The following is a 12,371-nucleotide window of genomic DNA, read 5'->3' on the forward strand; positions in this document are numbered from 1 at the left end:
TAAAAGTTTTTGGGAAGGGAGAGCGCGAGAGGGGAACCCTTTTTTCAAAAAGGGTTCCCCCTCTCGCCTCTTCATTTCGTCGAAAAGTGCCAAGCGCAGGCGCAGGCGGGGAGTGTGATCTCCGGCGGGCAGCTGACGCAGGTGGTGACGATGGCGGGGTCGATGCCGGCGGCGAAGGCCGTATATTCCACCGAACCGCCGGAGATACACGGATAGGGCGGCAGGCCCTGGCGTTCGCGCGAGGACTGCACCCGGCAGCGCACCATGCGCAGGACGAAGGAATCCGGGGTCTCGTCCGCGATCTCCCACTGGTTGATGCGCGACACCAGCCGCGCGCCAAAGGCGGCCTTGAGGGCGGGAAGTCCGCCCCGTTCGGGCAGGGCCAGGGCGGCCTTGGCCCGCAAGGCTTCGTAATAGCCCAGGCGCGACCAGCAGGTGTCGTTGACCCGCTTGGCATCGTGCATGCCCCGGGCGTCCTCGACCTTGCGGAACCACACCCCGTCCGCCGCCAGCCAGGAAACGGCCAGGGCGTCGAGCAGCTTGCCGAGCTTCTCCTCGCCCAGGGCTTCGAGGGCGGCGTTTATGTCCCCGGAAAGCCCCAGCGCCCGCTCAATGCGACGTGTGAGCAGCGGAATGTAGGCGTCCCCGACCTGGGATTCCAACGCCACGGCCCGCTCCGGACCCAACTGATGCGCCGTCTCGGCCAGCCATAACCCGTAGTGCACGGCAATCTGCCGCGCCGCCTCGACCACCCGTTGCGCTAAGGATGCAGCCGCATCGTCCGTGGCCGGGAGCGAAAAACGTTCATCTTTCATAGTAGAATCGGAAAAAGTCCGCCGAAGCGTTACAGCGTTGCGCCGATGATAAGCAGGGCCACATACACGGCCGTCGCAGTGAAGACGAATTGCCGCATGGTGCGGACGAACCGCTTCCGTTTGGCCAGCATGAACTCGATCATGCCGAGCCGCTCGTCGGGGCGGTCACACATATGCGGCAGCTTGTCGATATAGTGATCCATATAGGAATGCTCGGCCAACAGCAGCAAATAAATCCGCGGACGGAAGTAGAAACGATAAAAGAGCCAAAAGAACATGAAATACAGGACAAAGAGCACCATGGCATAACGCAGGCTCAACATCGACACCTTCCTTTCGGGTTGCGGCGCGCCAAGGACCCGCCGCCAGCTTTTTCCCACACTTCGCCCCCGAACTCAAGACGCCCTGCCGCCCCTTGCCCCGCCCCATGCCCCGGTGTAGCTTGCCCGAACCAATTCACCCCCACCACGGAGGCCCCGAACATGACCACAGGCGACCGCCTGTCCCTGCTCGTTTCAGGACTCGGCCCCATCGGCAAAATCCCCTACGCCTCGGGCACCTGGGGTTCGGCCGCGGCCACCATCGCCGCCCCGGCCCTCTTCCTGCCCCTGCCCGGCTTCTGGCGCGTCCTCATCCTCATCGCCTTGTTTTTTATCGGCAGCTTCACCGCCACCCGCACCGAAACCCTGCTCCAGAAAAAAGACCCCAGCCACGTCGTCATCGACGAACTCATCGGCCAATGGGTCACCTTCCTGCCCTTCGCCAGCTTGCCCACCCTGGAACTGGCCGCCGGATTTCTCCTTTTCCGCGCCTTCGATATCCTCAAGCCGCCACCTGTGCGCGCCTCGGAAAACTGGCTGCCCGCAGGCTACGGCGTCATGATCGACGACGTGCTGGCCGGCATCTACGCCTGCATCTGCCTCGCCATCTTCCACTGGCTCCGGTCATAGCGCAGGCAGGGGAGGCGCTGCCTCCCCCGCACCCCACCGGCAGAGGCTCCGCCTCTGCACTCCGCCGGGGGGCGAGCGCGCCCCCCGGGCCCCCCTTTTCGGCTCTGGCTTGGCGGAAATGACGTTGGCTGTCGGGAAGGTCGTTGGGTGAAGATGGAGGCGGAATTTGTCGGGACGGTGCATGTCGCTTCGCGACAAGCTCGTCCCAAGCAAATGCCGCCTCCACCACGCCGGTCGCCCCTTTGGGGCGACATGTAAAGACACTCTGTTTTCTTGAATGCGGCGCTTCGCCGCTGGCGCGGTTGTTGCCGCAATCGCGTCCGGCGTCGAGGGGCGTAAGCCCCTCGTGTCGCCGGGCCGATTGCGGCAACTAACATACGGCGTTCCGCCGCCCCCCTACCCCCATGCTCACACCTCACCATCCCAACCCGGTAAAAGGGGGTCCGGGGGACATCAAGTCCCCCGGGGGGTCCAGGGGCAGAGCCCTGGCGGGGTCCGGGGTGGCACCCCGGCCATGCCCACGCACAAAAAAGGCCGCCGGGAAACCCCGGCGGCCTTTTGCGCCTTAACGGCGTGAAAGCAACGGAAACTAGTAGGTGGCGCGGAATTCGTCGCGGCGGTTCTTGGCGTAGGCAGCCTCGGAGTGCCCCGGATCCAGAGGACGTTCCTTGCCGTAGCTGACGGTGGACAGCCGGTCGGCGGGAATCCCCAGGTTGCTCAGGTACTGGGCGGCAGCCTGGGCGCGGCGTTCGCCGAGGGCCAGGTTGTATTCGGCCGTGCCACGCTGGTCGCAGTTACCTTCCACGATGACCTTGATCTGCGGGTACTGCCGCATGATCTCGGCCTTGCGGGTCAGGATCTGCCGGGATTCGGCCGTCAGGTTGGAGCTGTCGAAGGCGAAGTGGATCATCTGGGCCAGCTCGTTAGCGGCCTGTCCCATCTTTTCCCGCAGGGCACGCTCCTGTTCCAAACGAGCCTTTTCCTGGTCTTCCCAGCTCGTTCCGGAACCATCGCCGGGGCCGCCGGCTTTTTTGGCGCAACCAAATCCCGTCAGGGAAAGCATCAGCACCAGTACCGCCAAAGTCAAAATCCTCGAACGCGTCATTTTTTCTTCCTCCTCACATAGCCCGCCCGGGCGTTACAGAGCCAGGAGCTTTACCCCTGGCCGTGTTCTCGATGGGGCTGGCGAAGCACCAACCGGAACGCGCCTCCAATTACGCCTCCTGCAATAAAATGCAACAGGGAAATTATGGCCGTTCTGCATAGTTGTGTTCTTTTGCTAACCCCTGGACTCCATTTATTCCGTCCTTTGTCATATTGGACGCGACCATTACAGGATCGTCATGGAATGGAAAAAACCGTGACACTACTTCGGAAGCGGCCCCCAGCAAGGCATTTGGGCTGTTCCGTCGCCGGTGGGGATCATGATCGGCGGCGTGCCGTGACGGGTCGTGACATACAATTTTTTCTGACCGCTACGGGTCGAGGAAAACACGATAAAATAGCCGTCCGGCGAAAAACTGGGGTTCTCGTCCGAGCCGCCGCCCGACGTGACCTGGGTATCCTGGCCGGTGGTCATGTCGTGGACGAAAACTTTTTGCGCGCCCCCGAGCTGCTTGGTGTAGGCGATGAGCTTGCCGTCTGGGCTTAAGGACGGGTTGGTGTTGTAGCCCGACGGGGTGATGCGCCGGGGCGAGCCGCCGCTCACATTCTGCAAGTAGATATTGGGATTGCCGGCCTGGTCGTTGACGAAGGCCATGAGGCTTCCCGAGGCGTCGAAGCTGGGGGAGACGTTGATGCCCGGACCGCCGGCCAGCACGCGTCCCGGCTGGTGGTTGGCGTTTAGGAGGTAGATATCCGCCTTGCCGTGCATGCGCACGCTGACGGCGATCTGGCCGTTTGGCAGAAAGCGCGGGCTCACCACGTTGGTGCTCGGCAGGGTGTAGACCTGGGGCTTGCCGCCGCCGGACCACACGCCCAGGTAATGGGAACGCGAACCGATGAGGGTAAACGCGATGCTGCGGCCGTCGAAGGACCAGGCCGGGCTTTCGGCCATGCCGAGCTCATTGTAGTGGGTGATGCGGGTCAGGCCACGGCCGGTGGGGCGCACGGTCCAGATGTCGGTGCCCTTGCCGGAGCTGGGTTTGACGAAAGCAATCTGGGAATTGAAAAAACCGCCCTGGCCGGTAAGCGCGGCCATGAGCTCCATGCAGAAGCGGTCGGCGATATCGGGCAATTGGGCGTCGGTGACGCTGTCATAGCCTTTGCCGACGATCACCTTCTGGGAATAGACCTCGAAGGCGCGCAGCTCCACGTTGCCGAGGTTGCCGCCGGGCGTCCATTTGGAGGTGACGAGCACGTCGATCTTGCCCATGCTGAAGGGCTTGAAATCAATCTGGTCCGCCGTGGCCCCGCCGATCTGGCCGGGGATATTCGAGGGCGGCACCAGTTGCAGGAACGGAAGGAACTGCAAATCCTTATTGATAAGATCCTGCAGCTTGTCGGCCGGGGTCATCTGTCCGCCGTCGGCAAAGGGCCTGGCCTGGACCAGGTTCATTTTGGCCTGTCCCGGCCCCTGGATGTCCACGGCCAGGGAAGTCTGGGCCGGTGCCCGTCCGGACAAAATGCCCAAAAGCATGAAAAGTGCCCCGAAAACACTGATGATTCGCTTATGCGCGCGCGTGGTCATTGTCCAAGTCCCTGATGCTCGCTGCTTGCCGGTTTGTCGTTAAGCCCCGGCGATGTCGCCGGGGAGCCTGCCCTCGCGGCCGGCACGGGTATTCCCATGTTTCGGCCTATAGCCTGTTCCCGGGGCCCAGGCAAATGCCCCCCGGAAAAAAATGCGATCCCCGGTCGCGATCCTACCGCCCAAGCTCCTGGGAGCTAAACCGCAGTTGCAGGACATTGAGGCCCGGCGGCGGCGGCGGCAGCGTATCCGTCTCGGACGCGGCCTTGACGGTCGAGGCGTCGAAGCTGGCCTGCCCGGAGGACTGCACCAATTTGTATTCGAGGATGCGCCCGTTTTGGTCGATATGCACTTCCACGACGGCCAAAAGCGGTTGGCGGGAGCCGCTCGGGAAACGCCAGTTCTTTTTGACCTCGCGGTTGACGATCTGGGCATAGACCCCCATGGTGACGCCGCTGCCGCCGCCACCGCCGCCTCCTCCGCCGCCGCCGCCACCGGCCATGCGACGGGCATCGGCCAGGGCCTTGGCCAAGGGATCGCCGCCGGCCGAGCCCTTGCCCGAACCTTTGCCGCCGCCTTCTCCGGCCTTGGCCTTGGCATCCTTGAGCGCCTTGGCCAAAACGTTCTTGGCGGAGGCCGCTTCCTTGGCCGCCGCGGCGGCTTTGGCCGCTTCCGCCGCTTTCTTGGCATCGGCGGCTTTTTTCGCGTCCTCGGCTTTTTTGGCTTCAGCGGCCTTCCTGGCCTCCTCGGCCTTCTTTTTCGCTTCGTCAGCCTTCTTCTTCGCTTCTTCGGCCTTTTTGGCTTCCTCGGCTTTTTTCTTGGCCTCTTCAGCCTTCTTTTTCGCCTCTTCGGCCTTCTTGGCCTCTTCCGCTTTTTTCTTGGCTTCTTCCGCCTTTTTGGCGTCTTCGGCCTTTTTGAGCAGCTCGGCCTTCTTGATTTCCTCGAGTTTTTTGGCCTCCTCGGCCTTCTTCTTGGCCTGTTCGGCCTTCTGCGTCTCTTCCTCGAGTTTTTTGAAATCCGGCTTGGGCTCGATTTTGGGCTCGGGCTTGGGTTCGGTCTTCGGCTCGGATTTGGTTTCCGGTTCCGGCGCCTGGGGCACGGCGGCCACGGGCTCGGGCGCGGTGGGCTTGGCCGGTTCGGCCGGAGCCTTAGCCGGCTCGGGCACCTGCGCCTCGGCGGCATCTCCGGGACCTCCCTCGGGTTCGGGCGGACCGGGCTGGGGCCTGTCGCCCGGCCCCTTGGGTCCCGGCGGCAGGCCGGGTTCGCCGGGGGGCAGGCCGGGAGCGCCGAGCGAGACGAGGTCGACTTCGTACACGGGAACGTTGAGCTGGAATTTGACCGGCTCGATATTGATGAAGACGAGGCTTGCCAGCACCACCGTCAGGTGCAGGAAGATGGAAAATATCCAGCCAAGAACGCGCATGGGGCACTCGCTGTGACACGTCGGGCGACGCGTCCGGGTCCTATTTCTTTTTGGCGGCTGGGGAGGGCGCGGCCGTTTTCTCTTCTTCGGCCACAACGCCGAGCTTATCAACGCCAGCCTCTTTGACCACGCCCATGACAGCAACCACCGTGCCATAGGGGACGGACTTGTCGGCCCGCAAAAAGAGCTGCTTTTTCTGAGCGGTCACCAGCTGCTGCACCTGCCCGCCCAGATCGCCGAGTTCCACCTGGTACTTGTCCAGGTACAGGGAACCGTCGGCCTTGATGGTCAACACCACGCTGTCGCTTTCCTTGGGCAACACGGAGACGGCGCGGGTCTGGGGCAGGTCGACCTGCAACCCCTGAGTCATCATGGGCGCGGTGACCATGAAGATGATGAGGAGCACCAACATGACGTCCACGAAGGGGGTCACGTTGACGTCGGCCATGAAGCGGCCCTTGCCGCCGACCTGCATGCCCATGGCCTAGAACCTCTCCGAGGCCGGCCGGCGACGGGCCGCGGCCGGGGCCTCGGCGTCGCGCGGGGTCCAGGTCACTTCGCGCTGGATGCGGTTTAAAAACGCGCCGGCGAAGTTGACCAGCTCGCCCTCGATGGCCTGGATGTAGCCCAGGAAGAAGTTGTAGGAGATGACGGCCGGGATGGCCACGGCCAAGCCGATGGCGGTGGCGATCAGCGCCTCGGAGATGCCCGGGGCCACGGCGGCCAGGGCGGCGGACTGCATAAGGCCGATGGAGTGAAACGAGTTCATGATGCCCCATACCGTGCCGAACAGGCCGATAAAGGGCGTGGCGTTGGCGCTGGTGGCCAGAAACGGCAGGGAGCTCGAGAGCTTGGCCAGCTCCTGGGACACGCCCTGGCGCAGCACCCGGCGGATGTTGTCCATGGCGATGTGGCCTTTTTCCGCCGGATCGAGATCGGCCTGCTCCATGCGCACCAGTTCCTCGAAGGCCAGCCGTCCGACGTTGAACGCCGGGGACTGGCGGGACTGGCCCAGGGACTGCATGGCCGAACGCAGGGTGTCGGCCTCCTGGAACCTGTCGAAATCCCTGGCGGTCTCACGTTTGGCCGAGGTCAGCGTGAAGATCTTGACGAAGATGATGCTCCAACAGCCAAGGGACATGACCCCAAGGACACACAAGACGAAAATGACCGTCGGCGTGGCATTGGCCATCATGGCCCAAAAGCCGCCATGCGGCGTAAGCGCATCCATTGCGACCCACCTGTGGGAAATGTAAGAGGTTAGGAAAGCGCGCGCTCGGCCAGGGCCGGCAAGGCGGTCTCCGCAGCGGCGAAGATCGAGACGTCGGCGAGCCCCGTTAGGGCGCTTTCCGTCAGATTGATTTCCACGACCGTTCCGCCCCTGGCCCTCACCTCCCTGGGCAGGAGATTGGCCGGGGCGACCTCCCCCGATGTTCCGGCCACGATAATCAAGTCAGCGGCCAAGGCCAATTGACCGCTTTTATCAAGGGCGTCAAGTGGTATGGCCTCACCAAAGAAAACGATGTCCGGCCGCACCACCGCGCCGCAGGCCTCACAACGCCAGGGGATGTCCGCCCGGGTCAGCGAAAGCGCCGCTTCCGGGGCGTGGGCCCGGCCGCAGCCCATACAGAAATAGCGCTCCATGCCGCCGTGGAATTCGATCACGTTTTTCGATCCGGCGGCCTGATGCAGCCCGTCAATATTTTGGGTCACGATGCCGGCAAGCCGCCCCGCCGCCTCCAGCCGGGCCAGGGCCGCATGGGCCGGATTGGGTTTTGCCGGGCCGATGACCGAAATGGCGTCGAGCAGAAACTCCCAGACTTGGCGCGGCGCGCGGTCCAGGGCCGTCGTCGTGGCCACGGCCATGGGATCGTAGCGGTCCCAGAGGCCGCCGGGGCTGCGGAAATCGGGAACGCCGCTGGCCACCGAAATACCGGCGCCGGTCAGGGCGATGGCGGTCTTGGACCGGGCCAGAAGCCCGGCCGCCTTTTCCAACGAGGCCTCATCCACGGCATACTCCCTGCATACCTCTTGGCGGTATATTTTTTCGCAGGATCGCGTCATGCTGTCAAACGGCATAACGCTTTTTGCGATAAAGGAGGCTTACCCCATGCACCCCCGCATCAAGACATTTCTTTTCTGCCTGGCGCTCGCCGTAGCAGCGCCGGTCTTTGCCGCCGAGCCCATCGTGCCGCTTTCTTCGGGCTCCGCGCCCAGGCAGCCCATCAATCCCAATGAGCCGGGCAAGCCCATCTTCAAAAACCAGGTTCCCAGAGTGACCGCGCCCACCGCGCCCGTGCCCAAACCGCCCCGCGTGACGACGCCGACGAAGCCCGTGCCCAAGGCTCCGGCCTTCAAACCGCGCCGCAAATACGTGCCGCAGCCCCCGAGCGTTGTCCGGCCCGGCGCGCCGGTGGTGGCCCCTCCGGGATCGGTCATCGTGCCCCCGGCCGCCGTCGTGCGGCAACCCGGACGGTCCGACCGGGCCAGGGCCGCCGACGTGGCCCGCTGCAACCGGGTGCAGGCCGATTGCTTCCAGCGCTGCAACCACGCCACCTTCGGCCAGGCGCGCAATCTGTGCTACAACCAGTGCAACGCCCGCTTCGTCACATGCACCAACCGGGCCAACGTCCGCCGTTAGGCGCGAGGGAGAAGCCGGGGGGAAACCTTGTCTTACGAAAGGTTCTCCCCCGGCCCCTTTCCAAATACTTTTAATAAAATTTAGCCGTTACGGAAAAATACATCCCCGTTAAAAGATTTAGGAAGGGGAGAGCGCGAGAGGGGAAACCCTTTTTAAAGGGTTTCCCCTCTCGCACTTTTCTTCCCCCTCTTCTCCACGTCCTCCCCGGGCAGCGTCGGCCGGGAGGCGGCGAAATCCGGGTCCCGGGCATCGAGCACGGCAAACAGCGCCCGCAGTTCCCCGTCGGCGCGCAGCATGCGCACATTGGCCCGGAAGTGACGGATCAGGTCCTCGCCCATGGCCCGCAGGCCCGCGCGCCTGTCGCGGCGGTACAGCCGCACGTCCTCGGCCGCCTCGCCGACCGGGTCGTAGGCCACGGCATAGCGATCCGGCGCGGCTTCGTAGAGCGCCACGGCGTCGAAGCGTTCCGGCAGCGCCACCGGCCGGGCCATGAGCACCCGCCGCCGCCGCACCGCGCCGCGACGCACCGTAAGCGTCCGCCGGCGGTAGCCTTCCCGCAGCAGCCAGACGTCGTAATAAAGGAGAAGCCGGTCGTAGAGCTTCTGGCGCATCGCATAGGCTGTCGCCAGGGCGATAACGGCCAGGGCGGCCGGAACGGTGATCCACAGGGGCAGGGCCGCGATCCGGGCAAGGACGTGCTCGGTCCAGCCGGCCAGCGCGACAGCCGCGTCGAGAAGCTTGCCCAGGGCCGCTTCCAGCAGTCCCAGACAAAAGTCCGCCGCCTTGCCCATATACCCCCACAGGGCGGCCTTCAGATGCTGCAGCAGGGCGTCATCCATACGCTTGCTCACCACACGCCATGTTAAAAAATCCCGTATGTCCGGCCGGTTGCCGACAACACCATGCCAGGGCTACACCCGCTCCATCGCGGTGGCAACAATCCCCTTGCCCGGGCAAGCCGGCAAGGCTACAGGGGGGCATGCCCAAAAACATCCGCGCCGTATTCTGGAACCTCGGCCTGCTCACTTTCGGGGGCCTGATCTTCAGCCTTGGCGTCAACGAATTCGCCGTGGGCAAAGGACTTATGTCCGGCGGCATCTCCGGTTTGGCCCTGCTCCTTTACTACCTGACCGGCGTCTTGGGTCCGGGTCCGCTCTACTTCCTGCTCAACATGCCGCTGCTACTGCTCGGCTGGCACAGCCTGTCGCGCCGCTTCTTCCTGTACACCTGTTTCGGCATGGGCATCGTCAGCCTCTTCATGCAGATCCTGCCCGAACGCGTTCTCATCGCCGACCCGCTTTTGGCCGCCATTTTCGGCGGCGCGGTCCTCGGCGCGGGCTCGGGCATCATGCTGCGCTCGCTGGGCTCCGCCGGCGGCACGGACATCCTGGCCATCTGGCTCAACCAGAAATACAATCTGCGCATCGGCCAGTTCAATTTCTTTTTCAATCTGGCCGTGTTCGCCGCCGGCTTCGCCTTCTACGAACCGACCCTGGTGCTTTATTCCATCATCCTCTCCTACACCACTTCCCAGGTCATGGAATATTTCCTGTCCCTTTTCAACCAACGCAAGATGGTGTTCATCATCTCCGACCAGACCGAGACCATCACCCGCGACATCACGCAGCGCCTTCGCTGCGGGGCGACCTTTTTGCACGGCACCGGCGCCTATACCGGCCGGGACAAGCGGGTGATCCTCACCATCACCAACAACGTGCAGATGAAACGCCTGGAGGAACTCGTCTTCAAACACGACCCCCACGCCTTCTTTGTGGTGGAAAATACCTTCAACGTCCTCGGCGGCGGCTTCGCCCAACGCAAGATTTATTGAGCGCCCGAGGCACAGGCCCGGGCAAGATCGACAAGGCGCGCGGCGGCCGCATCCCCCCGCCCCCGGGGCACGGCCGCCGCCAGCGACACCTCCGGCAGCCCCGGCTCGAGCGCCCGGAAAACCACGCCGCGCCGCCGCCATACCTTCACCGAGGCCGGCAAAAGCGCCATACCGATCCCGGCCGCGACCAGCGACAGCATGGTGAACTTCGACGCCGCCTCCTGAACCACGACCGGCCTGCCGCCCGCCGCGTCGAGCGCCGTCTCGATGGCCGCCACAAGCGCCGACGCCTGCCCGCGCCTGGGCAAAATCATGGCTTCCCCGCCAAGATCGGCCAGCGCGATCCGCTTCTTCCCGGCCAGGACATGCCCGGCCGGCACCGCCAGCAGATACGGCTCCCGGAAAAGGACGGCCACCTCCACCCCCGGCGGCTCCGGCCCGCCCTGGCGCACAAACCCCACGTCCAGCCGCCCGGCGGCCAGGGCCTCGCCCTGCTCCCGGCTGCCCATTTCCCTAAGCACCAGTTCCACATCCGGGGCATTTCGCCGAAATATGGCCAGAGTCGCGGATAAAAACGCGTCCATGGCCGGATTGACGAACCCCAGCCGAAGCCGTCCGCAAAGCCCGGCCGCCACCCGCCGGGGCACCGTCGCCGCCTCCCCGGCCAAAGCCAAAAGCGCCCGCGCCTCACGCCAAAACGCCTCCCCGGCCGGAGTCAGCGCCACCATGCGGCTGGTGCGCGCGAAAAGCGCCGCCCCCAGCTCCTCCTCGAGCGCCCGTATCCGCTGACTCAGCGGCGGCTGCGCCATGCCCAGCCGCGCCGCCGCCCGACCGAAATGCAGCTCCTCGGCCACGGCCACGAAACACTGACAATCCCGCAATTCCATGGATCGATACTTTCCACATATCAATCAGAATGTGAAATTATATTTCACATATCAATCCAGCCCGCCTACCCTGCCCGAAACAGCCCAGGGAGGCGACCATGATCCGATCACCCGTAACCGGCATCCGGGCCGCCCTGGCCCTTTTGCTCACCCTCACAACCACAACCCTTTGCGGAGGCGCGCCCATGGAAAACGAACGCTACGCACGCGGCTGGAAGGCGCTTGTCGCCCTGGCCCCCCAAAAAGCCCAGGCCGTCCAGGACGGACTGGCCGACATCGCCCCGGACATGGCCCGGTTCGTCGTGGAATTCGGCTACGGCGACGTCTTCACCCGGCCCGGGCTCGATCCGGCCTCGCGCCAGACCGCCACCATCGCCGCCCTGGCCGCCCTCGGCAACGCCGCGCCCCAGCTGCGCTTCCACATCGAAGCCGGCCTGGCCATCGGGCTAACCCCCCAAGCCGTCGTGGACATCATCTATGTCACCACCGTCTTCGCCGGCTTCCCCGCCGGGCTCAACGCCCTGGCCGCCGCCCGCGAGGTCTTCGCCGCCCAAGGCGTCGCCCCCACGCCCCCGACCGCGCCCGAAAACCCCGACCGGCGCGAACGCGGCCTCGCCGCCCTGGCCGTCACCAGCCAGTCCGCCGGACAACGCGTCGTCGATTCCCTGGCCGATATCGCGCCCGACATGGCCGGCTTCATCCTCGACTTCTCCTACGGCGACGTCATCTCCCGCGCCGTCCTCACCCCGGCCCAAAAAGAAATCGCCATGATCGCCGCCGCCACCGCCAGGGGCACCATGGCCCCGCAACTCAAAGTGCATATCAAGGCCGCCCGCAGCGTCGGCGTCAGCCGTGAACAAATCACCGAGGTCCTCATCCAGATGGCCGTCTACGCCGGCTTCCCCGCCGCCCTCAACGGCCTGGCCGTAGCCAGGGAGGCGTTCGCGGAGGAGGAAGAATGAAGAAGGAAGAGGAGACCTTCCCTGAGCTTGTTGATAAACCCAAAGGAATCAGGCTGCTGAAAAGGTTCGAGTGCAAGGCGCAAAAAAACTCCAAGGCCGACGCGTAGATAACTACGCGAGGGTTTGGAGTTTTTGAAGCAACGCAGCAATCGGGCCTTTTCAGCAGCCTGAGGGGA

General features: G+C 64.4%; 14 protein-coding genes. 4 read left to right on the forward strand and 10 right to left on the reverse strand.

Going from position 1 to position 12,371, the window contains the following annotated elements; all coding sequences use genetic code 11:
• Positions 1 to 71: 71 nt before the first annotated feature.
• Positions 72 to 815 (reverse strand): DUF6125 family protein, encoded by a 744-nt coding sequence (locus DESFRDRAFT_RS16665; RefSeq protein WP_005995875.1) that lies wholly within the window; start codon positions 813 to 815, stop codon positions 72 to 74.
• A gap of 29 nt (positions 816 to 844) precedes the next feature.
• Entirely contained in the window at positions 845 to 1,195 is a 351-nt protein-coding gene (locus DESFRDRAFT_RS16670; protein WP_233489638.1) for a hypothetical protein, read from the reverse strand.
• Positions 1,196 to 1,297: 102 nt separating this feature from the next.
• Between DESFRDRAFT_RS16670 and DESFRDRAFT_RS16675 the strand changes: the two genes are divergently transcribed.
• Entirely contained in the window at positions 1,298 to 1,765 is a 468-nt protein-coding gene (locus tag DESFRDRAFT_RS16675) for a phosphatidylglycerophosphatase A family protein (protein WP_005995879.1), read from the forward strand.
• A 589-nt stretch (positions 1,766 to 2,354) separates the two neighbouring features.
• Here the strand turns inward: DESFRDRAFT_RS16675 and pal are convergent.
• From pal to DESFRDRAFT_RS16705, 6 genes are all read right to left on the reverse strand, one after another.
• Complete coding sequence (pal, locus tag DESFRDRAFT_RS16680) at positions 2,355 to 2,870, reverse strand: peptidoglycan-associated lipoprotein Pal (RefSeq protein ID WP_005995881.1); 516 nt, start codon at positions 2,868 to 2,870, stop codon at positions 2,355 to 2,357.
• A 261-nt stretch (positions 2,871 to 3,131) separates the two neighbouring features.
• Positions 3,132 to 4,403 carry a translocation protein TolB gene (locus DESFRDRAFT_RS16685; protein ID WP_233489639.1) on the reverse strand — a complete coding sequence of 424 codons (1,272 nt, stop codon included), beginning with the start codon at positions 4,401 to 4,403 and terminating at the stop codon, positions 3,132 to 3,134.
• A gap of 223 nt (positions 4,404 to 4,626) precedes the next feature.
• Positions 4,627 to 5,874 (reverse strand): cell envelope integrity protein TolA, encoded by a 1,248-nt coding sequence (gene tolA / locus DESFRDRAFT_RS16690; protein ID WP_005995886.1) that lies wholly within the window; start codon positions 5,872 to 5,874, stop codon positions 4,627 to 4,629.
• Positions 5,875 to 5,914: 40 nt separating this feature from the next.
• Positions 5,915 to 6,355 (reverse strand): protein TolR, encoded by a 441-nt coding sequence (gene tolR, locus DESFRDRAFT_RS16695; protein WP_005995888.1) that lies wholly within the window; start codon positions 6,353 to 6,355, stop codon positions 5,915 to 5,917.
• Between the two features lie 3 nt (positions 6,356 to 6,358).
• On the reverse strand, positions 6,359 to 7,105 hold the full coding sequence (locus DESFRDRAFT_RS16700) for a MotA/TolQ/ExbB proton channel family protein (protein WP_005995889.1): 747 nt from the start codon (positions 7,103 to 7,105) through the stop codon (positions 6,359 to 6,361).
• A gap of 29 nt (positions 7,106 to 7,134) precedes the next feature.
• Positions 7,135 to 7,884, reverse strand: coding sequence for an NAD-dependent deacylase (locus tag DESFRDRAFT_RS16705; protein WP_005995891.1), 750 nt, complete (start codon positions 7,882 to 7,884; stop codon positions 7,135 to 7,137).
• Between the two features lie 100 nt (positions 7,885 to 7,984).
• Between DESFRDRAFT_RS16705 and DESFRDRAFT_RS20865 the strand changes: the two genes are divergently transcribed.
• Positions 7,985 to 8,515: a hypothetical protein gene (locus DESFRDRAFT_RS20865; protein WP_005995893.1), complete on the forward strand. Its 531-nt coding sequence runs from the start codon at positions 7,985 to 7,987 to the stop codon at positions 8,513 to 8,515.
• 152 nt (positions 8,516 to 8,667) lie between these two features.
• Here DESFRDRAFT_RS20865 and DESFRDRAFT_RS16715 read toward each other — a convergent pair whose 3' ends face one another.
• On the reverse strand, positions 8,668 to 9,354 hold the full coding sequence (locus tag DESFRDRAFT_RS16715; protein WP_005995895.1) for a hypothetical protein: 687 nt from the start codon (positions 9,352 to 9,354) through the stop codon (positions 8,668 to 8,670).
• 140 nt (positions 9,355 to 9,494) lie between these two features.
• Here DESFRDRAFT_RS16715 and DESFRDRAFT_RS16720 point away from each other — a divergent pair, with 140 nt between their 5' ends.
• Entirely contained in the window at positions 9,495 to 10,346 is an 852-nt protein-coding gene (locus DESFRDRAFT_RS16720; RefSeq protein WP_005995897.1) for a YitT family protein, read from the forward strand.
• On the opposite strand, the gene DESFRDRAFT_RS16725 is transcribed toward DESFRDRAFT_RS16720, so the two are convergent.
• A complete protein-coding gene (locus DESFRDRAFT_RS16725; protein ID WP_005995899.1) occupies positions 10,340 to 11,233 on the reverse strand; it encodes a LysR family transcriptional regulator in 894 nt (297 codons plus the stop codon). The genes DESFRDRAFT_RS16720 and DESFRDRAFT_RS16725 overlap by 7 nt on opposite strands.
• Before the next feature lie 98 nt (positions 11,234 to 11,331).
• Here DESFRDRAFT_RS16725 and DESFRDRAFT_RS23160 point away from each other — a divergent pair, with 98 nt between their 5' ends.
• The gene (locus DESFRDRAFT_RS23160) at positions 11,332 to 12,195 is read left to right on the forward strand and encodes a carboxymuconolactone decarboxylase family protein (RefSeq protein ID WP_005995901.1); all 864 of its coding nucleotides are present in this window, start codon (positions 11,332 to 11,334) and stop codon (positions 12,193 to 12,195) included.
• The last annotated feature ends 176 nt before the right edge of the window (positions 12,196 to 12,371 follow it).

This window comes from Solidesulfovibrio fructosivorans JJ] (assembly GCF_000179555.1).
Classification (GTDB): domain Bacteria; phylum Desulfobacterota; class Desulfovibrionia; order Desulfovibrionales; family Desulfovibrionaceae; genus Solidesulfovibrio; species Solidesulfovibrio fructosivorans.

What these genes read in the sequence shown, in the direction of transcription:
- pal (WP_005995881.1), bottom strand. Translation starts at nt 2,870, where the DNA reads ATGACGCGTTCGAGGATTTTGACTTTGGCGGTACTGGTGCTGATGCTT.
- tolA (WP_005995886.1), bottom strand. Translation starts at nt 5,874, where the DNA reads ATGCGCGTTCTTGGCTGGATATTTTCCATCTTCCTGCACCTGACGGTG.
- DESFRDRAFT_RS16675 (WP_005995879.1), top strand. Translation starts at nt 1,298, where the DNA reads ATGACCACAGGCGACCGCCTGTCCCTGCTCGTTTCAGGACTCGGCCCC.
- DESFRDRAFT_RS16665 (WP_005995875.1), bottom strand. Translation starts at nt 815, where the DNA reads ATGAAAGATGAACGTTTTTCGCTCCCGGCCACGGACGATGCGGCTGCA.
- DESFRDRAFT_RS16720 (WP_005995897.1), top strand. Translation starts at nt 9,495, where the DNA reads ATGCCCAAAAACATCCGCGCCGTATTCTGGAACCTCGGCCTGCTCACT.
- DESFRDRAFT_RS16685 (WP_233489639.1), bottom strand. Translation starts at nt 4,403, where the DNA reads ATGCTTTTGGGCATTTTGTCCGGACGGGCACCGGCCCAGACTTCCCTG.
- DESFRDRAFT_RS16715 (WP_005995895.1), bottom strand. Translation starts at nt 9,354, where the DNA reads ATGGATGACGCCCTGCTGCAGCATCTGAAGGCCGCCCTGTGGGGGTAT.
- DESFRDRAFT_RS23160 (WP_005995901.1), top strand. Translation starts at nt 11,332, where the DNA reads ATGATCCGATCACCCGTAACCGGCATCCGGGCCGCCCTGGCCCTTTTG.
- DESFRDRAFT_RS16725 (WP_005995899.1), bottom strand. Translation starts at nt 11,233, where the DNA reads ATGGAATTGCGGGATTGTCAGTGTTTCGTGGCCGTGGCCGAGGAGCTG.
- DESFRDRAFT_RS16700 (WP_005995889.1), bottom strand. Translation starts at nt 7,105, where the DNA reads ATGGATGCGCTTACGCCGCATGGCGGCTTTTGGGCCATGATGGCCAAT.
- tolR (WP_005995888.1), bottom strand. Translation starts at nt 6,355, where the DNA reads ATGGGCATGCAGGTCGGCGGCAAGGGCCGCTTCATGGCCGACGTCAAC.
- DESFRDRAFT_RS20865 (WP_005995893.1), top strand. Translation starts at nt 7,985, where the DNA reads ATGCACCCCCGCATCAAGACATTTCTTTTCTGCCTGGCGCTCGCCGTA.